We start from the raw sequence: 24,512 nt of genomic DNA on the forward strand, positions 1-24,512 counted from the left end.
ATGAGCGATTAAGCCTCCTAGTGTCCTTTTGCACGCTCGTACAACTGCGCGGCCGGTCGGCGGTGAAGAGTTGTGGGGCGTTACGGGGCAGAGTGGCTTTCCACTGTGGGTGGTCCTGGCAATGTATTTGCGTCTAGTAGGATCGATCGCCGTCTCATTGAACCGGTCTGGGCGAGCGTTTGGCCTAGCGCTGTATGGCTCACGCTGCGGCAGCGCAAGAGGATCTAAATTCCGGCTTTTTCGCTTGGGGTTGTAGAATAGGGCCGGTATTTCTGTGCTAGTTCCAACCAAGAAAGGGTAGGGCTGAATGTCGGAGCGCAATCACAACGGGCGAGGTGGACGTGACCGTAAGCCACGCAATAACAAAGGCCGTGATTTTAAGGGTGACTCTCGCAAGAAGAAGTCTTTTTCGCCGCAACGCTCCGGTTACCGTGAGGAACGCATCAATCGTCGCATGAGTGATCCAGACATCCCGGCAGAGGTGGATGTCAACGATTTGGATCCCATGGTTCTGCAGGACCTAAAATCGCTCTCGAAGGAGAACTCCGAGGCCGTCGCCAAGCATATGATCATGGCTGCGACCTGGATGGAAGACGATCCCAAGCTTGCCTTGCGCCATGCACGTGCTGCTAAGGACCGTGCCGGCCGCGTGGCTATCGCCCGAGAGGTCAATGGTATTGCCGCATATCGTGCTGGCGAGTGGAAGGAAGCGCTCGCTGAATTGCGTGCATCCCGGCGTATTTCCGGCGGGCCTGGGCTGCTGGCCGTAATGGCTGACTGTGAGCGCGGCTTGGGACGCCCAGAAAAGGCGCTCGAGCTTGGGCGCACGGATGAGGCGGCCGACCTAGATGATGAATCTAAAATTGAGCTAGCGATTGTTTTAGCCGGAGCCCGCTTAGATATGGGCCAAGCCGAGTCTGCCGTCGTAACTATCCAACGCGCTCATCCTGATCGCGATGCACGCGGTATAGGTGCATGCCGCCTGGCTTATGCCTACGCCAACGCACTGCTGGAAGCTGGCCGGAAAGATGAGGCCAAGGATTGGTTTGAACACGCAGTGTCGATTGATGAGGGCGACTGGACCGATGCAGCGGAGCGCTTAGAGGAGTGTAAGTAGTGACGGTTCTAAGCAAACACGATGCTCTTCTGCTCGATCTAGATGGCACCGTGTGGGAAGGCGGCCGCCCACTTTCTAACGTGGTGGACGTCATCAATACCTGTGGTGTGCCGGCGGTGTACGTGACCAACAATGCTTCGCGCAGCCCAGAAGCAGTGTCGAAGATGCTGGCAGATATAGGGCTCGAGGCGACCACGCAGCAGATTGTTACTTCTGCCCAAGCAGTCCTTCAATTAGTGGCGGATGAGGTGCCAGCCACCTCGAAACTCCTCATTATTGGTGCTGATTCCTTCCGTGATTTGGCCCGCGAGATGGGCTTTGAGGTGGTCTCCAGCGCTGATGACAAGCCTGCCGCTGTTGTGCAGGGTTTTGACCGTTCTGTTGGCTGGGAGCAATTGACTGAAGGGGCTCTGGCCATCCGCCAGGGAGCGAAGTTTTTCGCATCGAACCTAGATACTTCCCTGCCTATCGAGAGGGGATTTGCCGTGGGCAATGGTTCCCTCGTGGCCGCCATCCAGTCCGCCACCGGGGTAGAGCCGGTGTCTGCTGGAAAGCCTGAGCCGGCCATGTTTACTTTTGCGGCGAAGCAAATTGGTGCGAAAAAACCGCTTGCTGTAGGCGACCGTTTGGATACCGATATTGCCGGTGGTAATTCTGCTGCCATGAATACCTTCCATGTGCTTACCGGTGTTTCTGGGGAACTAGAACTTATTGAGGCACCTGTGGAGGCGCGCCCCAACTTTATTGGTGCAGGTATGCATGAACTGGCTTTGCCGGTCTCTGTTGCCCGACCTGGAGCACAGGGTGGATTTACTGCTCGGTGTGATGGACATGATCTTCTGCTCGAGGGCGGTGACGAAAAATCTACCTCCGTTCAGGCATTGCGCACCGTGTTGGAAGTTGCATGGGCCATGCCGTCACCGCCCCGCTATATTCAGCCGCGAAGCGAGCGTGCGGAAAGGGTTGTTGCGCAATGGCGGTAAAGCCGCATGATTTTCGGGCTGTCAAGGAGCCGGCAGAGATCGATGCGGAAGTAGCAGAGATCCTTGGAGAAGACGCAGCGGATTTGGCCGCTGAAGTAGATCAGCTTGATCGCGCCCACAATGTGTTGCGCGATGCATTGCAGGAGAATTAATGCCCCCTCAACGTCGTAGGTTAGACGCGGAGCTGGTGCGCCGGAAGATTGCGCGCTCTCGTGAGCAGGCCCGGGAAATGATCAAGTCCGGCCGTGTCACGGTCGGTGGTTTCAAGGCACAAAAGCCGGCGTCGATAGTAGAACCAGAGGTCTCCATCAAGGTGGAGGAGTCCGAGGAAGATAAGTGGGCCTCCCGCGGTGCGCACAAGCTTTTGGGCGCCTTGGCGGCGTTCGACGTCGATATGAATGGTCGCATTCTTGATGCCGGCGCGTCTACCGGTGGCTTTACTGATGTGTGCTTAGAATACGGCGCGCAGGAAGTTCTTTCTGTGGATGTCGGCTACGGACAGCTGCTCTGGCGCCTCCAAAACGACGATCGAGTAAAAGTTCTCGACCGTACCAATATCCGGAATCTGACGCTCGAGCTTACCGACGGCCCTTGTGACGGCATGGTTGGAGATCTGTCCTTTATCTCCCTCCGGCTCGTATTGCCAGCCATTGTGGAATGCCTAAAGGATGGTGCCTGGTTATTGCCCATGGTGAAGCCGCAATTTGAAGTGGGCAAAGAGCGCCTCGGAAGCGGTGGTGTCGTTCGTTCACCGGAACTGCGCAAGGAAGTAACCAAGGAAGTCGCTGAGTTTGCCCTGTCCCTTGGGTTGAGCATGCACGGAGCTGTAGCGTCCCCGCTGCCTGGGCCAAGTGGCAACGTGGAGTATTTCCTGTGGCTGAAAAAGGACGGCGCTCCCACGGATCTGGCTAGAGTAGAAGAAATGATTGACCGTGCAGTCGAGGAAGGCCCGCAATGACCCGTGAGATCCTGTTGGTGCCTCATGCCAACCGCGAGCAGAACCTGCAGGCAACGTCGCGAGCAGCGGAGCTGCTACAAGATGCCGGGATTACTGTTCGAGTGTGCGCGGACGAGAAGGTCTTGCCTGGGCTAAAGCACGTCCCCCACACCGAAGACGCGGCTTCGGGGTGCGAATTAGTCCTGGTACTCGGTGGAGACGGAACCTTCCTCCGTGCAGCGGATATGGCACGTTCTGTGGATATTCCGGTGCTAGGAATCAACCTCGGGCATGTGGGATTTCTGGCTGAGTGGGAAGTCGAATCCCTAGATCAGGCCTTAGTGCGGGTCATAGACAAAAGGTACCGCATTGAGGATCGACTCACCATCGATGTCACCATCTTTGACGAGGAAGGAACCCTTCTCAATCGCAGCTGGGCTCTGAATGAGGCTTCGGTAGAAAACCAAAATCGCTCTGGAGTATTGGACGCAATTTTGGAAGTTGACCGCAGGCCGGTGTCTTCCTTCGGTTGTGATGGGGTGCTCATCTCCACGCCTACTGGGTCGACCGCCTATGCGTTTTCGGCTGGCGGGCCGGTGCTGTGGCCCTCTCTCGATGCGATTTTGGTAGTACCGAATAATGCGCACGCTTTGTTTACTAAGCCACTAGTCGTCTCGCCCAATTCTTTAGTTGCCGTTGAATCAACCATGCGTACAACTCCGGCGACCGTGATTTTGGATGGTTTCCGTGAGCTCGCAATGCCGCCGGGAGCTCGCGTGGAGGTAGTGCGAGGCGCGCGTCCGGTGCGATGGGTACGCTTGGATGACCAACCTTTTACTGACCGTTTAGTCTCGAAGCTGCGCCTGCCCGTAGAAGGGTGGCGCGGGCCGAAGGAGAAGTAGTGCTCGTCGATATTTCCATTAATGACTTGGGCGTTATTAGCCAGAGCTCCGCGGAGCTCTCTACTGGTCTAACCGTGCTTACTGGTGAGACTGGCGCGGGCAAGACCATGGTGGTTACTGGATTGCGGCTTTTAGCAGGTGGACGCGCGGATGCCTCCCGGGTGCGGGATGGGGCGAAGAAAGCAGCAGTAGAGGGGCATTTTTCCTCGGGGAAAGATTCTATCCGCGAGTTGGTCGAATCAGTAGGTGGGGAGCCCGATGAAAATGGAGAATACATCGTCTCCCGGACGGTTTCTGCTGCAGGTAGATCGAGGGCCTATTTGGGTGGTCGGGCGGTGCCTGCGGCAACCTTAGGCGAATTTGCCCGCGAACTTATTACGGTCCATGGGCAAAATGATCAGCTGCGTTTGCTTGCTCCCGAGGAACAATTGGGTGCAGTAGACCGTGCGGATCCTACGTTGACCGAGGTACGCCGTCGCTATACCGAGGCTTTTAAAGAATGGCGCCGTTTGGCAAAGGACTATAAGCGGCGTACAGAGCAGCGCCGCGAACTCGCGCAAGAGGTTGATCGCCTGCAGTTCGCGGTGGATGAGATCGACGGCGTTGCGCCGGAGCCGGGTGAGGATGAGGAGCTGGTGCAGCTGGTTCGCAAGCTGCAAGACGTCGACGGTCTTCGCGAATCCGCGGAAGTTGCACTGGCTTCTATCGACGGCACCGAGGAACTGGAAGAGGCTGCCTCGGCGTTGCTGGGCCGGGCGGTTTCGGCATTGGCGGGGACTACCGACAAGGAATTGGCCGCCTTGGGCGAACGGCTCAGTGAGATTTCTTCACAACTGGGCGATATTTCCGGCGAGCTGGGAGGGTATCTGGCCGGGTTGCCGGCGGATCCGCAGCTTTTAGAAAAGTCCTTGCAGCGCCAGCAGGAGCTTCGTACACTGACCCGCAAATATGCCGGGGATATTGACGGAGTTATAGCTTGGCGGGATGAAGCTGCAGCAAAGCTCGAATCCATGGATACCTCAACTGAAGCCCTAGAGGAATTGAAAAAGCAGGTCAAGGACGCTGAATCGGTGATGGTTGAGCGGGCTGGGGAGCTGACAAAGGGGCGCCGGCAAGCGGCGAAGGCTTTGGGGGAGCAGGTCACGCAAGAGCTGCACGGCCTAGCCATGCCGAATTCAACGTTGACGGTTGAGTTGACGCAGGCGAAATATTCTAAAACTGGCGCGGACGCGGCCGAGCTGCAGCTGAACGGAAAGCCGATCGCGTCTGCAGCTTCAGGCGGCGAACTTTCCCGTGTCATGTTGGCCTTGGAGGTGGTGCTAGCGGATGAGGACGGCGCCACCTTGGTCTTCGATGAGGTAGATGCCGGTGTGGGCGGACGCGCGGCGGTGGAAATTGGCCGCCGCCTGGCACGTTTGGCCGTGCACAACCAAGTTATCGTGGTAACACACTTGCCGCAGGTAGCAGCGTATGCCGATGCACACCTGCATGTTTCGAAGGAAAAATTCACTTCTGGTGTGGCCGAGCTTTCGCAGGACGAGCGCGTGGAGGAGTTGGCGCGCATGCTGGCAGGCTTGGATGATACGGAGACTGGTCGCGCGCACGCGCAGGAGCTTTTTGAGCGGGCACAGCAAGAAGCTTCCGCGCGCCTAACCCACTAGAAACAATAATCACGTCACAATAGGGGTCATGGCTCTGTTTTCCCGTAACCCCGAGCAGCCTGGTGCACTGCGCGATTGCACTCCGGGCGCTAAGGGGATGAAAAAATTTAGTGAAGGCGATGTCGCCGTAATTGATGCGGCTAATATCTCTCGCCACGAGGCCCAGACCCTCGTTGACCTTAAACCCTCCGCCGTGATTAACGTGGCGGAGTTTTCTACCGGTACGGTCCCCAATTATGGCCCGCACATTTTGCTTGACGCCGACATTGCCCTCGTTGAGGGCGTTGGCCAGTCCTTCGTGTCCGAGTTCAAGGATGGAAAGAAGGCGCGAATCGGGGAGGATGGCACCGTCTTTAGCGGTGATAAAGCTCTTGGCACGGGCCGCGTGGTTACTCGCGAGCGAGCAGAAAAGAACTTTACCGCGGCACAGGGTGCGCTGATTGACCACATGGAATCCTTCTTTGGCAACTCCATTGATTTTATTAACTCTGAGGGGCCGCTGCTTATCGACGGCCTCGGGGTTCCCGCTTCTGGCTCTGAGATCGCAGGCCGCAAGGTCGTGCTGTTTTCGCCAACAGACAGACACCGCGAACAGCTCAAGCAGCTGCGGAACTTTATCCGCGAGTATGAGCCGCTGCTGATTGCGGTGGGAGAGGCTGCAGATTCGTTGCTAGCACAGGGGTATAAGCCAGATTTCATCATTGGTGATCCCAATGGCGTCAGCGATGAGGCCCTGCGTTGTGGCGCCCGTGTGGTTGTTCCTGCGGATCCAGAGGGCGAGGTAGAAGGCCTTGACCGCATCCACGACCTCGGCATCGGTGCCATGACTTTTCCCGCAGCGACGCATTCAGGTACCGATTTGGGTCTGCTTTTTGCTGATTATCACGGCGCAGACCTCATCGTGCAGGCAGGCGGTGGGGTAGACCTTGATGATATTTTTGCGGATCGCACCAACCCGTCGGCGGTGCTTTCCCGGCTTAAGGCCGGCACCAAGGTGGTTGACGCGGATGCGGTGATTAACCTCTACAGTGCACCTTCGTCCAACCTTGGCTGGCTGTGGGCACTGCTGGGAATCCTGGTAGCCATTGCGGCGGTTATCCTCATTGTCGGTTTCGGCGGAAGTCAGGACTTTGCAAGTAACCTCAGTGAAACCTGGTCCAGGCTCTTTGGGGGCGCATAGAGCATGGCAAAGACTGAGCTAGTAGCAGGCTTGGGCTTCGGCGCCGCAGTAGGCGTGGCGCTGGGTGCCCTGATCATTGCTCCCAATCTGACCACCGGCATGGCCGATGATGATCCGATCCGTGAGGAGCACCGCAAGGTCGTCCAGGACAATAAGATTTTGCAGACCCAAAATGAGGCGAGCGATAAAATCGTGGCTGATTCCGGGGCGGAACTAGTAAACGGGGCATTGTCTCAGCGCCCCGTGCTCATCGTCACCACCGACGATGCAAATGGCGGAGACGTGGACGCAATCCGGAAGCTCTTGGAAACTTCCGGTGCCACGGAGGCCGGCGAGATTAAGCTGACCAAGGACTTTTTGCGCCCCGAAACTAAAGACAAGCTTTTGCCCATCCTGAAAGACACTGCGCCTAAGAAGGCAGATACCAAGGATCTGGATTCTGCGGGAGCGCTCAGCGGTGAGGTGCTCGGCACTGCATTGTCTATGGATCCTGAGAGCACGAAGCCCATGGCATCAGTACAAGAGCGTGCGGATGTGCTCCATAAGCTGCGCGACGAAGGCTTCATTGACTACGAGGATGGGACCATCGTTCCTGCCCAGGCCATTATCGTCGTCTCTGGCAATGGCCTGCGCGGCTACCCTTCCGATGCTTTGGCGGAATTTGTTACCGGGTTGGATGATGTCAATGGTTCTGTTGTATTTAGCGGGCGTACCAAACAAACTCAGGACGATAAGGCACTTGCCCAGGTGCGCGACCAAGATGCGAAGCTGTCCACGGTCGATGGCACCGAGCGTGCAGTCGAGCGCATTGCCGTTATTTTGGCCACCGAGGAGCAGCTCGATGGTGGTCAAGGCGATTATGGTGCCACAGAGACCGCGGATTCTGCCCTACCGGGAAAGAAATAGCTCATGGCGCATGATTTCAAGGTGCTTGACTCGCAATTGCTTGTCGACGCCCCCATTCTCGCTCTCCGCCGCGACGAGGTTGTCATGCCCGGCGATGTTTCTGCCTCCCGCGAGGTAGTAGAGCACCTAGGCGCGGTGGCAGTGGTGGCACTGGACTCGGACGAACGCATTGCCATGGTGTATCAGTATCGCCACAGCGTGGGCAAGCGCCTGTGGGAATTACCGGCAGGTTTGCTCGACGTACGCGGCGAAGATGAGCTAACCGGCGCGAAGCGGGAGTTACAGGAGGAAGCTGGTCTGAGCGCGCAGACGTGGTCAGTGCTGTCGGATTTGGTAACTTCACCGGGGTTCTGCGAAGAAGCGGTCCGTGTTTTCTTAGCCTCCGACCTTTCTGAGGTGCCGCGTATGGAGGCTACCGGGGATGAAGAAGCTGATATGGAGGTTGCTTGGGTCCGGCTCGAGGACGCCGTCGACAAGGTAATGCGGGGCGAAATCGTCAATTCCATCGCCTGCAGCGGCATTTTGGCGGCTTATGCAGTGCTGCGCGGTGGCAAGGCGACCCGCAGCGTGGATGAGCCTTTCACGTTGCGGCCGACGTCGATGAGTGCCCGGCGCACGGGCGCGGACCTGAAGCAGCTGTGAGCGCGGTCGAAGATATAGCGCAGACGTGGCTTAACCATCTAGCGGTTGAGCGAGGCGTTTCTGCCAATACGTTGAGTAATTATCGCCGTGATGTTCGGCGCTATGTCACTTGGTTGGAGGACAACGGGGTAGAGGACCTGCGCGCGGTAACGCGGCCTATGGTGGAGGCTTATCTCAAGGATCTGCGGTCAAAAATGGCTGCGTCCTCGGCTAATCGTGCTCTCATCGTAGCCCGCGGTTTGCATAAATTTTCCGTGGCAGAAGGCGTTGTAGACGTCGATGTTGCGGTTGAGGTTACCCCTCCATCAACTGGACAGCATTTGCCGGAGACGTTATCGGTGGACGAGGTTAGCGGCCTTATTGAGGCAATTCCCACTGAAACCCCGGTGGATGTGCGCGACCGTGCTCTGCTGGAAATGCTCTACGGTACTGGCGCGCGAATCTCAGAAGTAATCTCCCTAAACGTTGATGACGTTTCCTCCGCGCAAGAGGTAATCCACCTGCACGGAAAGGGCGACAAAGAGCGGATTGTGCCCTTGGGTTCGCATGCCCGCCAAGCCATTGACGCCTATTTGGTGCGGGCTCGTCCGATGCTGAGCAAAGGCACAACGCCGGCGTTGTTTCTCAATACCCGCGGCGGAGCTTTATCGCGCCAAAGCGCGTGGGCAGTGTTAAAGACAGCTGCACAGCGTGTAGATCTGGGAAAGTCCATTTCTCCCCACACCTTGCGGCATTCTTTTGCGACGCACCTGCTTGAAGGCGGCGCAGATGTGCGCACCGTGCAAGAATTGCTGGGACATTCATCCGTGACGACAACGCAAATTTATACTCACGTCACTGCCGACTCCTTGCGTGAGGTGTGGCGCACCGCTCACCCCCGTGCCTAAGAAAGGACATATATGTTTTCTACTCGTGTAGCCGGCGCGGTACTTTCTACCGCGTTGCTTTTCCCCGCGGTGGCGCAGGCACAGCTGCCACCGGAGGTAGAAGCCGCTATTGCCGCGCCTATCCCGGTTCCGGCCGGCGAAACCACGACCGTGAGCCTGCCAGTGCCGGCCGAGGCGAGCTACTCGGGTGATGGGTGGAACGTTTCTGCCTCTGGTACCTCTGCTACCATCACCGCCCCACCAGAGGGCGGCCAAATCTCTGTTCCCGTCTCCGCCCAGGGTATGAATGCAACTCTCACGCTGGTAGCTGATGGTTCGGTGGAGCAGGAAGACATTCAGGAAGAAATCGACGGTGCAGAGGGTGCTCCAGCGCCGAGCCCGGCACCGAATAGGCCGGATGACGGCGGCAATCCGCCGGCAGACAAGGGGGCCGAAGGTGGGGCGGAAAAGCCCGCGCCGGCGAAAGAGAACGAAAATCTCCCGGTAGTCCCAGGCGAAAAACCGGAACGTAAGCCGGCAGGGGAAGCCAACCTTGAAGGTGCGGAATACGTCAACCTTGAATCTCATATCGAAGGCAATACGATTACCGCGAAGATGGGGCTCAAGCAGGCCTACGACCTCTACCAGCAGTTTAAGGACACGGAGGAAAACGACGTTAAGCTGCGCTACCTTGATGGTGAAGGCAATATTATCCAAGGCGTAAAGCGCGACGTGGATGCTTCATCACGTACCCTCACTCTGACGTATCCAGAGGGGGAAGCGCCTGATAATCCCTTCATTATGCAGTTGCTGCGCAACGATGGCTCTGGTGCCGCCCTCATCGTCACTTTGCAGGACCCTAATTATCAATCTGCGTCAGAGAACCTCGATAAGCGGCAACAGGAAGAACCCAAAGATGATAATGAGAGCTCGCATATGGGCTGGATTATCGGAGGGGCAGCTGCGGCGATACTTATCGTTCTGATCGCTCTAGCGGCCGCACTCAAACGACGTTCTAGTCAACGCTAAAAGCTTGATATAAACTAAGTCTCGGTACTTTCTTGCTGTAGCGGGTACGCTTTAATGACAACGTTGTAATCAACCCTAAGCCAAGTGTCATGGTCCGGAACTTGGCGTCAAGGAAGCAGGTGTGACTGTGAGCGAAGAGGGTCTCTTTTCTGCCTCTGATGTAGAGGTGGGGCTGACCGGTCGTCCTATCCGCGAGTTGCCAGAACCCGCACCCTTGGAAAAGCATGGGCCGGCCACCATTATTTCGATGTGTAACCAAAAGGGCGGCGTGGGTAAGACCACCTCCACCATTAATATGGGAGCCTGCTTGGCTGAGTATGGCCGTAAAGTCCTCTTGGTTGACCTTGACCCGCAGGGTGCGCTTTCGGCAGGTTTGGGGCTCACACATGATGATATCGAGGACACTATCTATGACGTCATGCTCGATAGCCATACCTCTATTCACTCCGCTATCCAGCACACTGGAGTAGCAGGCCTGGATTTGGTACCGGCGAATATTGACCTTTCTGCTGCGGAAATTCAGATGGTCAATGAAGTAGGCCGCGAACACACGCTAGCTCGGGCCCTGCGCCCAGTGCGGCGCGATTATGACTTCATCATCATCGACTGCCAGCCCTCCTTGGGGCTGCTTACCGTCAACGCGCTTGCCTGTTCCCAGGGCGTGATCATCCCAATGGAGTGCGAGTTCTTCTCCCTGCGTGGTTTAGCGCTATTGACTGACACGGTGGAAAAGGTCTCTGACCGTATCAACTTTGATCTTGAGGTCATGGGCATCTTAGTGACGATGTTTGATCGCCGCACGAAGCATGCTCGGGAAGTTATGTCCCGTGTGGTGGACTATTTTGGCGATAAGGTCTTTGACACCGTAATTACTCGGACCGTTCGTTTCCCGGAAACGTCAGTGGCCGGAGAGCCGATTACTACGTGGGCGCCAAACTCTCCTGCTACGCAGCAGTATCGCAACCTGGCCAAAGAGGTCATTGAGCGCTCGACCGTTTAAGGTATCGTGACCCAGCCGGAGATTACGGGCTTTCGCATTGCACTGCGAAATTTTGAGGGCCCATTTGACCTGCTTTTGCAGCTTATCCAGTCCAAAAAGATGGACGTAACTGATGTTGCGCTTTCAGAGGTAACGGACGAGTTTGTCGCCTATACGCGGCAGCTGGGCGAGTCTGCGGATTTGGATGAAACCACTGATTTTTTGCTGGTGGCAGCGACGCTTTTGGACTTAAAGGCGGCGCGGCTCCTGCCTCGCGGTGATGTCGACGAGATTGAAGACTTGGAACTGCTGGAGTCGCGCGACCTTCTTTTTGCTCGTCTTTTGCAATATAAGGCCTATAAACTAGTAGCGGACCAATTCGCGGAGTGGCAGCGCGAGGCCCAGCGGAGCTATCCGCGGGCGGTAGCTATCGAGGAGAAGTTTGCGGAGCTACTGCCTCCTGTCTCCCTCGGCCATACGCCAGCCAGTTTCGCAGAGCTCGCCGCGGGAGTCTTCCGCCCAAAGCCGCCGGAAGAAGTGGCCACCGGCCACGTGCACTCCGTGGCGGTATCGGTACCAGAGCAAGCCGGCAAGATCCTGGAAACCCTAAAGCTACTGGGCGCCGGTCAATGGATGAGTTTTGGTTCCCTGACCCGCGATTGCACGGTTTCTATGCAAGTTGTGGGCCGTTTCTTGGCTCTTTTGGAGTTGTACAAGGCCAAGGCGGTTGACGCACAACAGGAAGAAGCGCTGGGCCAGTTGGACCTTTCGTGGACGGGTTTGGACGTTGACCCAGCGGTAGTTGCCGCCGCGAACTGGGACTAAGGACGCTGCTGGATAAACTTCAGCGTCTCGGGTGTCAGCTCGCGGTCAGAATAAACGCGTACGTCAGGCTCATCTGGGTTGTCCTCGGTGCCTACGCGGCGGCCTTCCCACACTTCTTGGAGTCCTTGCTTTTCAATGACCCGGATCGCTGCTGGGTGGTTGGTCGTCACTCGGGCGGTGATGGGGGATTCAGGATCAACCTGGTGAATGCTCTTTAGCGTCGCCGAAGTGATCTCTGTAGCAAATCCTGAGCCCCAGTGAGCAGGGCGGAGGCGGTATTTGATGTCCCAGAAATTTCCGTCTTCGACAAAAATGGCCCCACCAACTCCGACGAACTCAGAAGGATTATGGCGCATGTAGGCGGCCCATGGTCCAAAATGGTGGGCTTCCCACGACTGGGAGGAGGATTGCGCGAATGCACGGGTGGTGCGGATATCGGCAAAGCGCCCGTTGGGTCGGTGGCTCCAAATTCGCCCGTCGCTGTAGACCTTGTGGGTCTCTTCGATATTGGCAGCGGATAGTGGGATGAGAATGAGTCTGTCGGTGCGTGTAATAGTTTCCATGGCAATATGTTATACGACTCACAATAGGAAGTGAAAGTGATTTAGGAAATCTCAGGCATCGTTTTACGCTGCAGTAAGCTTGGCTTCTATGGACCTTCCCCTCATCTCGCAGCTTCGTTCCCGCCTTGAGTCAATCTTGCTCGTGCTCGATTCCCCAGCTTCGGTGGAGTCCTTGGCGCGTGCTTTGGGGGCGGAAAGGGACGTCGTCAGTGATTGCCTGCGCGCTGTCCAGCGCGAGCTGAATGATCGTGGTTCTGGTATCGAGTTGCGCGAGACCCAAGAGGGGTGGCGCTTTTATACGCGTTCCGAAAACGCAGGCGCGGTAGAAGAATTCCTATTGGATGGCGCCCAGACAAAGCTCTCGCGTGCGGCCCTGGAGACGTTGGCGGTGGTAGCCTACCGCCAGCCCGTAACCCGCCAGCAGGTTGCCGCTGTTCGCGGCGTCAATGTCGATGGTGTTATGCGGACCCTAGGCCTGCGCGGATTGGTGCGGGAGCTGCCGCAGGATGATTTTGAAGGTGCCGCGCACCGCTATGAGACGACGGAATTGTTCCTCGAGTTATTAGGGATTGATTCTTTGGAGCGCTTGCCGGACTTGGCGCCGCTATTGCCTGACGTGGAGGCGATCGACGAGGAGTACTAGCGTGGGGTAAGATTGCCCAGGTAATTTCATATCTTCGAGAGAAAAGGACACGTACGTGACTCCTCCCGCTCGCCGTGACGGCACACCGGATAAGAAGCAGCGAGACAGTGACATCATTGTCTCTAATGCTAAGCCGGCCCGTCACCAGCATGTGTCAAAGAAAAAGCAGAAGGCTACTGCAGAATCCGTAGCCCGAGAACTGGGCGCCGATTGGCTGGTCGATGAAGACAAGCCTAAGGGGGAACGTCTCCAAAAGGTGCTCGCTAAGGCAGGCGTTGCTTCTCGTCGCCACGCCGAAATCCTCATCGATGCCGGCCGTGTTGAGGTCAACGGCAAGATCATTTCCAAGCAGGGCGTTAAGGTAAACCCCTCTGTTGACGTCATCCGAGTAGATGGTGTGCGCGTTAATGTCAACGAGGAGCACGAATATTTTGTGCTCAACAAGCCGCGCGGCATGCAGTCCACTATGTCTGATGACTTGGGCCGCCCGTGCGTAGGCGACGTGGTTTCGGAAAAGGTTGCTGCTGGCCAGCGTCTTTTTCACGTAGGCCGCCTCGACGCCGATACCGAAGGTCTGCTTATTCTCACCAATGACGGCGAGTTGGCTAACCGTTTGATGCACCCTAAGTATGAGGTGACGAAGACCTACCTCGCCACTGTTTTGGGTGAGGCCGATCGGAAGCTTGTGCGACAGCTCAAGGAAGGAATCGAGTTGGAGGATGGCCTGGCAAAGGCAGATTTTGCGCAGGTTGTAGATACCAACCAGGGATATTCTTTGGTTCGTCTTGAGCTGCATGAGGGGCGCAAGCACATTGTGCGCCGCATGTTGAAAGAGGCGGGCTTCCCCGTGCAGCGTTTGGTGCGTACCAAACTTCATACGGTGCAGTTGGGCGATATGAAGCCCGGCGGCCTACGTGCTCTCAATTCCAGCGAATTGACTAGTTTGTATAAGGCGGTGGAGATGTAATGATTTCTAATATGCCGAATCAGGGCCTCATCTTAGCTGTGGATGGCCCTTCTGGGACTGGTAAGTCGACCACGTGCCGCGCCCTAGCCAAACAACTCGATGCAAAGTACATCGACACTGGTGCCATGTACCGTGTAGCAACTCTTGCAGTGTTGCGTAAGGGAGTGGACCCTGCGGATACGTCCGCGGTGATTGCCGCTACAGCCGATCTGCCATTGGAAGTTTCCGATGATCCAGATTCCACCGAGGTTCTTCTCGGCGGCGAGGATGTCGCGCGCGTTATTCGGGAAGACGAAGTCACTCGCAATGTCTCCGCCGTATCTGCCATTCCGGAAGTTCGGGAAAACCTGGTAGCCCTGCAGCGCAAGCTAGCCCGCGAGGCACACCGGGCTATTGTAGAAGGGCGCGATATTGGCACCGTTGTGCTTGCTGATGCCCCTGCTAAAGCATTCATGACCGCCTCTGCTGAAGTCCGAGCCCGCCGACGTCAGGCGCAGAACGAAAGGGCAGGAATCGCTTCAGACTACGAGACGGTACTCGCAGACGTGCAGCGCCGCGATGCGGCAGATTCTTCACGCAAAACCTCGCCATTGCGCCCAGCAGACGATGCAACCTTAGTTGATACCTCGGATATGAGCCCTGAGGATGTCATACAGGCCTTGATTAACGTGGTAAAGGAGTCGGTCAATGACTAAGCACGATCCCCAGGAAGAGTCGGAGACTCAGTTCCATTACCCGGCCGGAAAGTTCGATGATGAGGTGGTAGAAGCCTCTCCTGGTTGGGCCGCTGATGACTTCAATGCCGAGGAGTTTGACTATGAGTTCGATGACTCGGAATTCGGCGAGGCCGATTTTGGTGAAGAAACAGAAGGGGAAGAGCCGCTAAGCGAAGAGGAATGGGAGGAACTCTCCCGTGCTTTTGGTGTTGAGTCCGATGATCACACCGAAGAAGCTCTGTGCACGGTAGCCATCGTGGGTCGCCCTAATGTGGGCAAGTCTTCTTTGGTCAATCGTTTCCTTGGCCGTCGCGAAGCAGTGGTAGAAGACCACCCGGGCGTTACCCGTGACCGAATCTCCTATGTAGCGGACTGGAATGGGCAGCGCTTTTTGGTACAAGATACCGGCGGTTGGGATCCGAACGTCAAGGGCATCCATGGCGCAATCGCTCGCCAGGCAGAGGTGGCGATGGAAACCGCTGACGTCATCGTCATGGTGGTAGACACTAAGGTGGGAATTACTGCGACGGATGAGGTCATGGCCCGCCGCCTGCAAAAATCCCCCGTGCCGGTGATTCTGGTATCGAATAAGTTTGATTCCGATAATCAGTATGCGGATATGGCCGAGTTTTATGCGCTGGGCCTGGGCGATCCGTGGCCGGTATCTGCTCAGCACGGCCGCGGCGGCGCGGATGTGCTCGATGAGATTTTGCGGGTATTTCCGGAAGAGCTGCGGCAGACCGCGATTACTTCTGGTCCGCGCCGCGTCGCTTTGGTGGGCAAGCCTAATGTGGGTAAATCCTCCCTGCTCAATAAGCTGACCAGTGAAGAGCGCTCCGTGGTGGATAATGTCGCGGGCACCACCGTGGATCCGGTGGACTCTTTGGTACAGCTGGATGAGCAGCTGTGGAAGTTCATTGATACTGCCGGCCTGCGCAAGAAGGTCAAAACCGCGCAGGGACATGAGTACTATGCCTCCTTGCGTACGCGCGGCGTTATCGATGCTGCCGAGGTCTGCATTATGCTTATCGACGCCTCTGAGGAGATTTCTGAGCAGGATCAGCGCGTGCTTAATATGGTGCTAGAGGCAGGCAAAGCCCTCGTTATCGCATTCAATAAGTGGGACCTCATGGATGAGGACCGCCGCTACTACCTTAACCGCGAGATCGATCAGCAGCTGAGCCACCTACCGTGGGTTACGCGTGTGAATATTTCCGCCGAAACGGGCCGCGCCCTGCAGAAGCTGGAACCTGCCATGATCGAGGCGCTGGAAAGCTGGGACCAGCGCGTGTCTACGGGTCAGTTGAATAACTGGTTGCGTGAGGCCATCGCAGCTAATCCTCCGCCGATGAAAAATAACCGCCTGCCGCGCGTTTTGTTCGCCACGCAGGCATCCACGCAGCCGCCGACGATTGTCTTGTTCACGACAGGATTTTTGGATGCGGCCTATCGACGCTACCTCGAGCGCAAGTTCCGTGAGCGTTTTGGCTTTCATGGAACGCCCATCCGCATCGCAGTGCGAGTGCGGGAGAGGCGCGGCAAGAAGCGCTAGCAGTATGCCCGTTACGCTGGGATTATAGCATTCAGGCGAGCGATTTTTGCACTGAAAACGGTGTGAGAATTAGCTCGCCTGTCCGTTTATGTCCGTTCATGTGGGGATCGATAGGATATAACCAGTTATAGATCCTCTCGTGATGGAAGGCTTTGTATGTTAGCCAGCGTAATCGCGCCAGATTCAATTCTGGCCATCGTGCTCCAGATCATCATTATCCTTAGCGCCCTGCTCTTGGGCACTCGCTATGGTGGCATCGGGCTGGGACTAATCTCCGGCATCGGTCTGATGCTCATGGTCTTTGTTTTCGGCCTCGCCCCGGGCGAGCCTCCGGTGTCAGTGATGCTGACCATCATCGCAGTCATTGGTTGCGCGGCTACCTTGCAACAGGCCCGCGGGTTGGAAGTGATGATGCAATTTGCCGAAAAGTTCCTTCGCGCCCACCCAGAGCGCATCACCATCCTCGCGCCGCTTACTACCTGGTTCTTGACGGTCCTATGCGGTACGGGCCACGTGGTGTACACGATGTTTCCGATTATTGAGGACATTGCGCTGAAAAAGGGCATCCGCCCAGAACGCCCGATGGCTGTCGCCTCGACGTCGGCGCAGATGGGTATTACGGCCTCTCCAGTGTCTGTGGCCACCGTGTCCTTGGCGTCTATCATCGCGGAAAATGCCGGCGCTATCGACCACGCCTATTCCATCCCGCAGATCCTGATGGTGGCTCTTCCAGCGTCACTTTCTGGCGTCATTCTTGCCGCACTGTGGTCGCTGCGCCGCGGCAAGGACTTGGACGAGGATCCGGCATTCCAGGAGCGAATGAAGGATCCGGAGTTTGCCGAAAGCATCAACCAATCCACTGGGTCGCTTATGGATGAGGAATTTTCGCCGGAAGCAAAGCGTGCGGTAGTTATCTTCCTCGTCGCTATCGCCAGCGTTGTCGCCCTCGGTGCCTTTGAATTCCTTCGCCCGCTTGTTCCGGGAGATGATGGCGAGCTAAGCCCGCTGTCTATGAACCTGGTTATCCAAATGGTCATGCTGGTAGCCGGCGCAATTATCTTGCTCAGCTGCAAGGCAGACCCAAAAAAGATCGCTTCCACCCCGGTGTTTAAAGCCGGCATGACCGCAGTATTCTCCGTGTTCGGTGTGGCCTGGATGGCGGATACCTTCTTCGAAGCCCATATCGACGCTTTGGAATCCAACCTGGGCTCCGTAGTGGAGGCCGCCCCATGGGCCTACGCCGTGGTGCTGGTCATCGTGTCTAAGCTGGTGAACTCGCAGGCCGCGGCCTTGGTTGCAATTGCTCCGATTGGCCTGCAGCTGGGCATCGACCCTGCCATCATCGTCGGTTTCTACGGCGCGGCCTACGGCTACTTCATCTTGCCCACCTACCCCTCGGACCTTGCCTGCATCGGCTTTGACCGCACGGGAACGACGCACATTGGCAAGTTCGTCATCAACCACTCCTTCCTGATTCCCGGCGCCATCTCGGTATTTACTTCCTGCGTCGTGGGCTCGCTCCTAGCGCAGATCCTGCTTTAATCCGACTCCCGTACCAGCACAAAGGCATCCGTGCGGTACGGGATGTGCAGTTTTTGTCCGGGCGTATATCCCAAGTGCTCGTAGAGGTACCAGTCCAGGTTGTGGGTCATGCGCTCATGGATGGCTTCGCCGTTGCGTAGCCAGTAAGACCGGGTATGCATTAGCTGGTGAAGTTGTTCCGGGGTAAGTTCGTGCTCCCAGGTCAGGCGGAGTTCTCGCTCTAAAGACCACGGCGCCGTATAGTCCGGGTAGAAACCCGGTTTATGTACATCGCCAGAGTGCATAATGCGAGAAAGCCGCAAAACCCATGGGTCGGCATTGACATCGAGCGTATTCCAGACCAAGAGGATTTTTCCGCCCGGCGCGAGGACGCGGTCAAGCTCTGCGCAGGCGGCTGCCACATCAACCCAGTGCCAGGTTTGGGCGAGGCAGGCTGCGTCTAAGGAGGCGTCGGCAAGCGCGGTGTTTTCGGCCGTAGCACGCAGGACCGGCAGGTGTAGACGGGAAGCGAGAACTCCCGCCATATCGGCGGAAGGCTCCAAGGCTATAACCCGCTCATTGGGAAGGGACTCAGTGAGCTTTCCGGTACCTGCACCTATATCAGCTACGGTGTGGGCAGGGGCGATAAGGGCAGTGACTTCGTCCGGATAGCCAGGGCGTACATCGTGGTACGTGCTAGCGCCGCGGCGGAAGGCTTGGGCGGAGGCGGTGCGTTGCGCGGCAGTGCGGAAACCGGGGCCTTGCTTCGTGGAGGCCTTGCGGTAGCTAGGAAAGTGACGGGGATCTGGGCGGCGAGTCGACATAGCTCATCTAACCTACCGCGAATTAGAATGGCTGCCTATGAGGACACTTCCCGCAGCATCAGATCCCAGGTGGCTGCTGAAGACGGTCTTTTCCCGCCCTGCTCTTACTGTGCCGGCAGCGCTATGCATGGTTGTGTCCTTTCTGCTTAACGCCACCACCCCAGTGATAGTGGGCCATGCCATCGATGAAGCCGTGGAGCAGGGATCCATCCACCGGCTGGGGCTATGGCTAGCGGTATTAGTAGCCGCATTCGGTCTTAATGCCCTAGCCGCCTGGTACGGGCGCGGGCTGAATGCCCGAGCCATGTTGGTAATTGGCCACGATGTCCGCATGGCCATCACGGATAGGATTCAAGACCCGCGTGGAATGGCGGGCAAGCCCCGCAGCGCCGGCGAGTTGCTGGCTATTGCCTCCACGGACGCTAGGCGGGTGCAGAATGCGGTGATGATGACGGTATTCCCCGTCGCAGAGATTAGCGCCATTGTGTATGTCGCTATCATGACCAGCCGCATCAATCTATCCTTGGGCATTGCCATTTTGTGTGGCGGCCCGCTCGTGGTGTCGGGCTCGGTGCGCGCGGCACAGCCACTGCGCGCCCGCTCAGGAATCCGCCAGGCGGCGTTGGCCAAAGCCAGTGCAATGGCCACCGATCTGGTGCACGGCCTTCGGATACTCAAAGGCTTGGGTGCGGTAGCAACGGTGAGTATGCGCTATGCCCAGGCCTCTGACACTGCCTATGAGCGAACGGTAGACGCCAATGCCTCCCAAGCGCGCCTCAATGCTGCTACGGAGATTTTGGGCTCGGTGTATGTCATTGCGATGGGCCTTGGGGCAGGCGCGCTGGCAATGCATTCCACTATCAGTGTGGGTGAGCTTATTACGGTTATTGGTCTGACGCAGTTCGTCATCACGCCGATGACGATGTTGGGACGAAATATTGCCTCGCGCTGGGCAGCCGCGCAGGCAAGTGCTGCCCGCATTACAGCCGTCCTTGCTGCTCCCAGCGTGGAAGGCAAGAAACCGCAGCTTCCGGCCCTCGCCCCTGGAGTGAGCGTGGTGGCCGAGCCTGTCCCAGGTGATCTAGTTTTTCTGCCGCGGGAGCGTTTCCTTGTTGCTCCGCACGATACGCTGCTTTTTGAGGGAACCGTGCAGGAGAATATTTCTTCCGATAGCGCGGTTGCCAAACGGGCGCTTTACACGGCCGCGGGGGAAGATATCCCGGGTGGTTTAGATCGCGAGGTGGGGGAGGGCGGCCGGAATCTTTCCGGGGGACAACAGCAGCGCGTGGCGCTAGCACGAGCAATTGCGGCGGACCCTGCGGTCCTTGTTTTAGCCGATCCCACTACCGCCGTGGACTCGGTGACTGAGCAAGTCATTGCGCAGCGGGTAGCACACCACCGCGGTATAAAGCCAACACTCGTTTATACCGCTTCGCCGGCATGGACTGCTATGGGATCGAGGCTATGATGCGGTTTCCTACGGCTTCTTGGCGCCAGGTGCGCGAAGAAATTAGCCGGCAACTTTCCGACGTCCCCGGTTCGCGGCTGCAGGCTGCCGTGGCCCTTGCCTTACTCACCGCGGGCGCAAGCGCCAATGTAGCGATCCCGATCCTGCTGGGAAAGATTGTTGATGCCGTCATCACCAAAAGCGCAATTTCTACTATTGGCCTTTCGTTGATAGTGGTAGCCGTCGTCTCCGCAGTGCTCTCTGCAGCGGGGTTCTTTCTTCTCTCCCGCCTTATAGAGCGGGTGATTTCGGCTTTGCGTGAAGACATGCTGTCTACCGCTTTGCGCTGGCCCACACATCGTGTGGAGGAAGCGGGCACCGGGGATTTGGTCTCTCGCTCTACCGATGATGTAGCAGAGCTCTCGGCAGCGGTCACCGAGACCGCACCAGTGTTGGCCAAATCTGCTTTTGCCATCACCACCACCGGGGTGGCGCTGCTTAGCCTCAATTGGCAATACATACTGGTAATAGTTGCAGTTACGCCGCTATATGTAGTCGCCGCTTGCAGGTACCTGCACCGAGCCCCTGGCCGCTATGCCGACGAGCGTGCGGCCATGGCTGAGCGCGCGCGCAGGCTTCTTGAGGCGATACGAGGGCGAAAGACCGTGCGCGCCTTTGGACTGGAAGGGCAGATGCATGCCGGCATCGAACGTGCCTCCGCGCAAGTGGTAAAGGATGGCTACGCAGCACGTAAAACCATGATGGTTCTACAGCTGTGGATGACTGGCATCGAGCTCACCATGCTGTGCTGTGGTCTTGGGGTGAGTTTTTGGGCGGTGCAAACGGGAGCACTCACGGTTGGCGCCGTAACCTCAGCCATGCTTCTGCTCATCCGTTTGCGGGGCCCACTCATGGGATTGATGCGGGTAATCGACACCGTACAATCCGGCTACGCCTCGCTGTCTCGCATAGTCGGGGTCGTCGTTGACCCGCCGCGGGCGGTGCCGGATTACGGCGCTCCAGCCCCATACGGAGAAGCCGAAATGCGAAATGTGAGTTTTAGCTACGGCAACGGTGGCTGGGCTGTACGAGACATCAGCCTCAATATTCCTGCCGGGCATACGGTGGCTTTAGTCGGAGCCTCCGGCGCGGGTAAGACTACCGTGGCCGCACTTTTGGCTGGCTTGCGGGTTCCTGAGGAAGGAAAGGTCTTGGTCGACGGGGTAGAGGTAGCACTTCTTTCGGACGCTGAGCGCGTGGCGCGATTAGCCATGATCTCCCAAGAGGTACACGTTTTTTCAGGCACCCTCCGCGAGGATCTTTCTTTGGCTGCCCCTCAGGCAAGCGACGCACAGATGCTTCAAGCACTCGACCGGGTGGGCGCACGCTGGTTTGCGCAACTAGACGAGGGCCTAGATACGGTTATCGGCTCACAGGAAGTCCAATTAGATCCTGTGGCGTCCCAACAACTCGCGCTAGCACGAATATTGCTTTTGGACCCGAAAATCGTCATTATGGATGAGGCCACTGCGGAGGCGGGTTCGGTGGGAGCCGAAGCCCTCGAAAAGGCCGCCATCGAAGTCACCCGTGGGCGTTCGGCGTTGGTCGTGGCGCATCGGCTCGACCAAGCAGCACGGGCGGATAGAATCATCGTGATGGATAATGGCCGCGTGGTTGAACAGGGAAGTCACCACGACCTGCTAGATTATGGTGGCCGTTATAAGCACTTATGGGACGCATGGCAGAAGGGAAGACAAGGATGAACGCGAGGTCACTTCGGGCCGTGCTCGGTGCGGTAACTGTGTGTTTCCTTGCCGCTGCTGGCACTTCGTGTTCTAGCGAATCAACAGAGTCCCCGCACGCGGCAGAGACCACCAACACCGTTAACCTAGGAATCCCTACCTCCGCACCCTTGAACGGCCCTGAGCCGGGCTCTTTTAGGACGATCAACCTGCCTTCCGGGCGTTCCTTTATCCTCAGTGTGCCCAAAGACTATTCTGGGGATAAAAAATGGCCTATCGTCCTCGCCTTTCACGGGTGGGGTCAGTCTGCCGAAAACCTCCGTGGTTATTCTCGTCTTGATGCTGCAGATGCCATCATGATTTTCCCAGAAGGCAAGAAAAAGGCGTGGAGCCCCGCTCCATATGCCAAGACCTCGACAACGGAAGATAAGAAGTTTGTGCGGGAAATAATTGATGCGGTCCGCGCTACTTACCATGTCGATGATGGTCGAATTTTTGCCACCGGTATGTCTAATGGCGGCGGATTCGCTGCCTATCTGGCCTGCCAGATGCCCGATACCTTCAAATCCGTTGCCACCGTTTCCGCTGCCTATTATGAAGACATTCTGAAAAACTGTGCGCACTCTCCCGTCGGGCGGCTGGATATGCACGGCACCGTAGACCCTGTGGTGGGCTATTACGGAGGCACTCGCCACAAGACCAAGTACTACTCCGTGGAGTCCGTGCTGGAACAAGACCGCAAACGCAATGGTTGTTCGACCAAGGTCGATACCACCCGCTTGGTCAATAATGCGCTCGATATGAGGTGGAGTGGTTGTACCGCACCGCTCGAACATATCCGTATCGCCGGGGGTTCGCACGTGTGGCCTGGAGGCACGGCGGACGCGCACAACGAGGTAGGTAGGTTCTTCGCTACCGATCGCGTCTTAGATTTCTTCGGAATTCCTGGTCGTCCATCCGGTACCGCACAAACCTAGAACTGCTTAAAGACCTGAAAGGTAGCACCTGGAACCTTGCGCACCCTTTCCATGCAAATATCTGCAACGGTAGAAAAACCAGCGCGGTGAGCCGTGCTACGCGGGGAGGTAGGCTCCGGAATTTGCGCTAGATGGAAAGTCCTGGACCCCCCATCTTCGGCGTTGAGCTCTATAACCGCCTGCGCTGTGGTGCCGGACCCAGCAAAGAAGTCTAAGACGCGAGCATCCTTGCCACCACCAATGGACAGAAGGTGTTTAATCAGGCGTACCGGCTTTGGGAAATCGAAGATGCCCTCTATACCCATTGCTTCCTCCGCATCGCGTCGGCCGGTGCGGGTCACTCCAAAGCGCTCGCCGTCCAGGATCGAACGTGGGCGTGCTCCTACCTTCTGGTAGTTCTTGGTGTAGACAAACCCTCGACGGAAAACCAGCTCATCGTAGAACTGTTCCACCTTGTCGAGGCTCCATCGCCAGCGAGCGACCTTTTTCTTTCCCGCCGGTTGGTCTGGCCAATACTCCTTTCCATCGGGCCCTGAAATAGGAAAATCTAGAGAAGGAAGGTAACCAAGGGTTTTAGAATCTAGGCGTACCAAGGAGTATTTTCCCTTGTCATCCTCATGGTTATATTTAGTGGAGGTATGACCTTGGATATCGATATTGAAACCGGGGTTGTCTGGAGTTCGGGCATAACACAGGATGTATTCGTGCTCTACCACGGCGTATTTTGCATCATTTTTGCCAGTACCGGCCTTCTTCCAAATCAATTGGCCGGCAAAGCATCCCTCGCCAAAAACCTCATCGAGAACCTTGCGGGTATTGGCTACCTCGTCTTCGCCAATGGAGACGAAGATGAACCCCTCAGGGGACAGTACTTCACGAGCCAAAATTAACCGGGGGAGCATCATCGACAGCCATTCCGAGTGCCATTCCGCATAGCTACCTGAACGCATCTGGCGACGTAAACGATAGTTATCGCGGTAGACGAAGTCTTTGCCCGTGTTATAAGGGGGATCGATATATATGACGTCGAAGACTTCCCGGCGGGCGGCTAGCTCTTTTAAGACTGGAAGGTTATCTGCGGCAAAAATCCTATTGAGGGAGTCACCCGGTGTACTAAGAGCAGAATCGAGCGGGAAATTCCGCGCCAAGGGCGTATGTGCGGCTTCTCGGGCTGCGTCTTTGCCTGGCCAAACTAAGCCAAAAAATTCCCCGCCCGTATCCGGGTGTGATGGGCGCGGTGGGTTAGCAGTAGCCATGGTGCAAAGCCTTTGTCAGGGGAGGAAACGTCAATATCGTCTAACGCTAGCATTCGCAAGAATCTGGGCATTTGGTATTAGCCAAAATGCTGCCGCTGCCTAATAGCATGGGGCTTTGGAGTGCGGCTAAGCCAGTGGCCTGACATGGTCGTCAGGCTGTGGGGCCTCCATTTGTCATTCTGAGAAGAACTCCGTTACAGAGCGGAATTGCTTTTGGTTTAGCGGAAAAGAATATTTGGTCTAGTGACTCAATCGCTCGATTTGGTGGCATGGAGCT

At 57.0% G+C, this 24,512-nt stretch carries 24 protein-coding genes; 21 read left to right on the forward strand and 3 right to left on the reverse strand.

Annotation, left to right across the window (positions count from 1 at the left end; all coding sequences use genetic code 11):
- Positions 1 to 307: 307 nt before the first annotated feature.
- The 13 genes from ACLI1M_RS05660 (at position 308) to ACLI1M_RS05720 (ending at position 12,027) form a co-directional block, all read left to right on the forward strand.
- Positions 308 to 1,117 carry a hypothetical protein gene (locus tag ACLI1M_RS05660; protein WP_234288096.1) on the forward strand — a complete coding sequence of 270 codons (810 nt, stop codon included), beginning with the start codon at positions 308 to 310 and terminating at the stop codon, positions 1,115 to 1,117.
- The gene (locus tag ACLI1M_RS05665; protein WP_200287549.1) at positions 1,117 to 2,100 is read left to right on the forward strand and encodes an HAD-IIA family hydrolase; all 984 of its coding nucleotides are present in this window, start codon (positions 1,117 to 1,119) and stop codon (positions 2,098 to 2,100) included. Before ACLI1M_RS05660 ends, ACLI1M_RS05665 begins: the two co-directional genes overlap by 1 nt.
- The gene (locus ACLI1M_RS05670) at positions 2,091 to 2,252 is read left to right on the forward strand and encodes a hypothetical protein (RefSeq protein ID WP_005324658.1); all 162 of its coding nucleotides are present in this window, start codon (positions 2,091 to 2,093) and stop codon (positions 2,250 to 2,252) included. The genes ACLI1M_RS05665 and ACLI1M_RS05670 overlap by 10 nt, the downstream gene beginning before the upstream one ends.
- A complete protein-coding gene (locus ACLI1M_RS05675) occupies positions 2,252 to 3,058 on the forward strand; it encodes a TlyA family RNA methyltransferase (protein WP_411706721.1) in 807 nt (268 codons plus the stop codon). The genes ACLI1M_RS05670 and ACLI1M_RS05675 overlap by 1 nt, the downstream gene beginning before the upstream one ends.
- Entirely contained in the window at positions 3,055 to 3,939 is an 885-nt protein-coding gene (locus ACLI1M_RS05680; RefSeq protein WP_023021614.1) for an NAD kinase, read from the forward strand. The genes ACLI1M_RS05675 and ACLI1M_RS05680 overlap by 4 nt, the downstream gene beginning before the upstream one ends.
- The gene (recN, locus tag ACLI1M_RS05685; RefSeq protein ID WP_239208313.1) at positions 3,939 to 5,600 is read left to right on the forward strand and encodes a DNA repair protein RecN; all 1,662 of its coding nucleotides are present in this window, start codon (positions 3,939 to 3,941) and stop codon (positions 5,598 to 5,600) included. Before ACLI1M_RS05680 ends, recN begins: the two co-directional genes overlap by 1 nt.
- 28 nt (positions 5,601 to 5,628) lie before the next feature.
- Entirely contained in the window at positions 5,629 to 6,780 is a 1,152-nt protein-coding gene (steA, locus tag ACLI1M_RS05690) for a putative cytokinetic ring protein SteA (protein ID WP_239208314.1), read from the forward strand.
- Between the two features lie 3 nt (positions 6,781 to 6,783).
- Positions 6,784 to 7,686 (forward strand): copper transporter, encoded by a 903-nt coding sequence (locus tag ACLI1M_RS05695; protein WP_248098231.1) that lies wholly within the window; start codon positions 6,784 to 6,786, stop codon positions 7,684 to 7,686.
- Positions 7,687 to 7,689: 3 nt separating this feature from the next.
- Positions 7,690 to 8,328 (forward strand): NUDIX domain-containing protein, encoded by a 639-nt coding sequence (locus ACLI1M_RS05700; RefSeq protein ID WP_239208316.1) that lies wholly within the window; start codon positions 7,690 to 7,692, stop codon positions 8,326 to 8,328.
- On the forward strand, positions 8,325 to 9,215 hold the full coding sequence (xerD, locus tag ACLI1M_RS05705) for a site-specific tyrosine recombinase XerD (protein ID WP_239208317.1): 891 nt from the start codon (positions 8,325 to 8,327) through the stop codon (positions 9,213 to 9,215). The genes ACLI1M_RS05700 and xerD overlap by 4 nt, the downstream gene beginning before the upstream one ends.
- Before the next feature lie 12 nt (positions 9,216 to 9,227).
- Positions 9,228 to 10,223 (forward strand): hypothetical protein, encoded by a 996-nt coding sequence (locus ACLI1M_RS05710; RefSeq protein ID WP_248098233.1) that lies wholly within the window; start codon positions 9,228 to 9,230, stop codon positions 10,221 to 10,223.
- A 127-nt stretch (positions 10,224 to 10,350) separates the two neighbouring features.
- Entirely contained in the window at positions 10,351 to 11,223 is an 873-nt protein-coding gene (locus ACLI1M_RS05715) for a ParA family protein (RefSeq protein WP_034668724.1), read from the forward strand.
- A 6-nt stretch (positions 11,224 to 11,229) separates the two neighbouring features.
- A complete protein-coding gene (locus ACLI1M_RS05720; protein ID WP_200287539.1) occupies positions 11,230 to 12,027 on the forward strand; it encodes a segregation and condensation protein A in 798 nt (265 codons plus the stop codon).
- Here ACLI1M_RS05720 and ACLI1M_RS05725 read toward each other — a convergent pair.
- Positions 12,024 to 12,590 carry a GNAT family N-acetyltransferase gene (locus ACLI1M_RS05725; RefSeq protein WP_200287538.1) on the reverse strand — a complete coding sequence of 189 codons (567 nt, stop codon included), beginning with the start codon at positions 12,588 to 12,590 and terminating at the stop codon, positions 12,024 to 12,026. The genes ACLI1M_RS05720 and ACLI1M_RS05725 overlap by 4 nt on opposite strands.
- Positions 12,591 to 12,678: 88 nt before the next feature.
- Here ACLI1M_RS05725 and scpB point away from each other — a divergent pair, with 88 nt between their 5' ends.
- From scpB to ACLI1M_RS05750, 5 genes are all read left to right on the forward strand, one after another.
- Positions 12,679 to 13,233, forward strand: a complete 555-nt coding sequence (scpB, locus tag ACLI1M_RS05730; RefSeq protein WP_023021604.1) for an SMC-Scp complex subunit ScpB — start codon at positions 12,679 to 12,681, stop codon at positions 13,231 to 13,233.
- 55 nt (positions 13,234 to 13,288) lie between these two features.
- Positions 13,289 to 14,200 carry a pseudouridine synthase gene (locus ACLI1M_RS05735; protein ID WP_005329503.1) on the forward strand — a complete coding sequence of 304 codons (912 nt, stop codon included), beginning with the start codon at positions 13,289 to 13,291 and terminating at the stop codon, positions 14,198 to 14,200.
- Positions 14,200 to 14,895, forward strand: coding sequence for a (d)CMP kinase (gene cmk / locus ACLI1M_RS05740; RefSeq protein WP_200287537.1), 696 nt, complete (start codon positions 14,200 to 14,202; stop codon positions 14,893 to 14,895). The genes ACLI1M_RS05735 and cmk overlap by 1 nt, the downstream gene beginning before the upstream one ends.
- Positions 14,888 to 16,468, forward strand: a complete 1,581-nt coding sequence (der, locus tag ACLI1M_RS05745) for a ribosome biogenesis GTPase Der (protein WP_411706722.1) — start codon at positions 14,888 to 14,890, stop codon at positions 16,466 to 16,468. Before cmk ends, der begins: the two co-directional genes overlap by 8 nt.
- 156 nt (positions 16,469 to 16,624) lie before the next feature.
- Positions 16,625 to 18,010, forward strand: a complete 1,386-nt coding sequence (locus tag ACLI1M_RS05750; protein ID WP_049360916.1) for an anaerobic C4-dicarboxylate transporter — start codon at positions 16,625 to 16,627, stop codon at positions 18,008 to 18,010.
- On the opposite strand, the gene ACLI1M_RS05755 is transcribed toward ACLI1M_RS05750, so the two are convergent.
- Positions 18,007 to 18,813 (reverse strand): class I SAM-dependent methyltransferase, encoded by an 807-nt coding sequence (locus ACLI1M_RS05755; RefSeq protein WP_023021599.1) that lies wholly within the window; start codon positions 18,811 to 18,813, stop codon positions 18,007 to 18,009. The genes ACLI1M_RS05750 and ACLI1M_RS05755 overlap by 4 nt on opposite strands.
- 37 nt (positions 18,814 to 18,850) lie before the next feature.
- Here ACLI1M_RS05755 and ACLI1M_RS05760 point away from each other — a divergent pair, with 37 nt between their 5' ends.
- The 3 genes from ACLI1M_RS05760 to ACLI1M_RS05770 are packed head-to-tail and all read left to right on the forward strand — an operon-like array spanning position 18,851 to position 22,979.
- Positions 18,851 to 20,281 (forward strand): ABC transporter transmembrane domain-containing protein, encoded by a 1,431-nt coding sequence (locus tag ACLI1M_RS05760; RefSeq protein ID WP_248098235.1) that lies wholly within the window; start codon positions 18,851 to 18,853, stop codon positions 20,279 to 20,281.
- Entirely contained in the window at positions 20,281 to 22,023 is a 1,743-nt protein-coding gene (locus ACLI1M_RS05765; protein WP_248098826.1) for an ABC transporter ATP-binding protein, read from the forward strand. The genes ACLI1M_RS05760 and ACLI1M_RS05765 overlap by 1 nt, the downstream gene beginning before the upstream one ends.
- Positions 22,020 to 22,979 carry an alpha/beta hydrolase family esterase gene (locus ACLI1M_RS05770; protein ID WP_023021596.1) on the forward strand — a complete coding sequence of 320 codons (960 nt, stop codon included), beginning with the start codon at positions 22,020 to 22,022 and terminating at the stop codon, positions 22,977 to 22,979. Before ACLI1M_RS05765 ends, ACLI1M_RS05770 begins: the two co-directional genes overlap by 4 nt.
- Here the strand turns inward: ACLI1M_RS05770 and ACLI1M_RS05775 are convergent.
- Complete coding sequence (locus ACLI1M_RS05775; RefSeq protein WP_239206083.1) at positions 22,976 to 24,235, reverse strand: site-specific DNA-methyltransferase; 1,260 nt, start codon at positions 24,233 to 24,235, stop codon at positions 22,976 to 22,978. The two genes, ACLI1M_RS05770 and ACLI1M_RS05775, sit on opposite strands and share 4 nt — an antisense overlap.
- Positions 24,236 to 24,512: the final 277 nt, after the last annotated feature.

The organism is Corynebacterium sp. LaCa54, assembly GCF_046717495.1.
GTDB classification, from domain to species: Bacteria; Actinomycetota; Actinomycetes; order Mycobacteriales; family Mycobacteriaceae; genus Corynebacterium; species Corynebacterium kefirresidentii.

Excerpts from the sequence above, each read along its gene's own strand:
- ACLI1M_RS05765 (WP_248098826.1), top strand. The coding sequence starts at position 20,281 with ATGCGGTTTCCTACGGCTTCTTGGCGCCAGGTGCGCGAAGAAATTAGC.
- steA (WP_239208314.1), top strand. The coding sequence starts at position 5,629 with ATGGCTCTGTTTTCCCGTAACCCCGAGCAGCCTGGTGCACTGCGCGAT.
- ACLI1M_RS05760 (WP_248098235.1), top strand. The coding sequence starts at position 18,851 with ATGAGGACACTTCCCGCAGCATCAGATCCCAGGTGGCTGCTGAAGACG.
- cmk (WP_200287537.1), top strand. The coding sequence starts at position 14,200 with ATGATTTCTAATATGCCGAATCAGGGCCTCATCTTAGCTGTGGATGGC.
- ACLI1M_RS05700 (WP_239208316.1), top strand. The coding sequence starts at position 7,690 with ATGGCGCATGATTTCAAGGTGCTTGACTCGCAATTGCTTGTCGACGCC.
- ACLI1M_RS05755 (WP_023021599.1), bottom strand. The coding sequence starts at position 18,813 with ATGTCGACTCGCCGCCCAGATCCCCGTCACTTTCCTAGCTACCGCAAG.
- ACLI1M_RS05710 (WP_248098233.1), top strand. The coding sequence starts at position 9,228 with ATGTTTTCTACTCGTGTAGCCGGCGCGGTACTTTCTACCGCGTTGCTT.
- ACLI1M_RS05695 (WP_248098231.1), top strand. The coding sequence starts at position 6,784 with ATGGCAAAGACTGAGCTAGTAGCAGGCTTGGGCTTCGGCGCCGCAGTA.
- ACLI1M_RS05750 (WP_049360916.1), top strand. The coding sequence starts at position 16,625 with ATGTTAGCCAGCGTAATCGCGCCAGATTCAATTCTGGCCATCGTGCTC.
- ACLI1M_RS05680 (WP_023021614.1), top strand. The coding sequence starts at position 3,055 with ATGACCCGTGAGATCCTGTTGGTGCCTCATGCCAACCGCGAGCAGAAC.
- der (WP_411706722.1), top strand. The coding sequence starts at position 14,888 with ATGACTAAGCACGATCCCCAGGAAGAGTCGGAGACTCAGTTCCATTAC.
- ACLI1M_RS05770 (WP_023021596.1), top strand. The coding sequence starts at position 22,020 with ATGAACGCGAGGTCACTTCGGGCCGTGCTCGGTGCGGTAACTGTGTGT.
- ACLI1M_RS05775 (WP_239206083.1), bottom strand. The coding sequence starts at position 24,235 with ATGGCTACTGCTAACCCACCGCGCCCATCACACCCGGATACGGGCGGG.
- ACLI1M_RS05670 (WP_005324658.1), top strand. The coding sequence starts at position 2,091 with ATGGCGGTAAAGCCGCATGATTTTCGGGCTGTCAAGGAGCCGGCAGAG.
- scpB (WP_023021604.1), top strand. The coding sequence starts at position 12,679 with ATGGACCTTCCCCTCATCTCGCAGCTTCGTTCCCGCCTTGAGTCAATC.
- ACLI1M_RS05660 (WP_234288096.1), top strand. The coding sequence starts at position 308 with ATGTCGGAGCGCAATCACAACGGGCGAGGTGGACGTGACCGTAAGCCA.
- ACLI1M_RS05675 (WP_411706721.1), top strand. The coding sequence starts at position 2,252 with ATGCCCCCTCAACGTCGTAGGTTAGACGCGGAGCTGGTGCGCCGGAAG.
- ACLI1M_RS05725 (WP_200287538.1), bottom strand. The coding sequence starts at position 12,590 with ATGGAAACTATTACACGCACCGACAGACTCATTCTCATCCCACTATCC.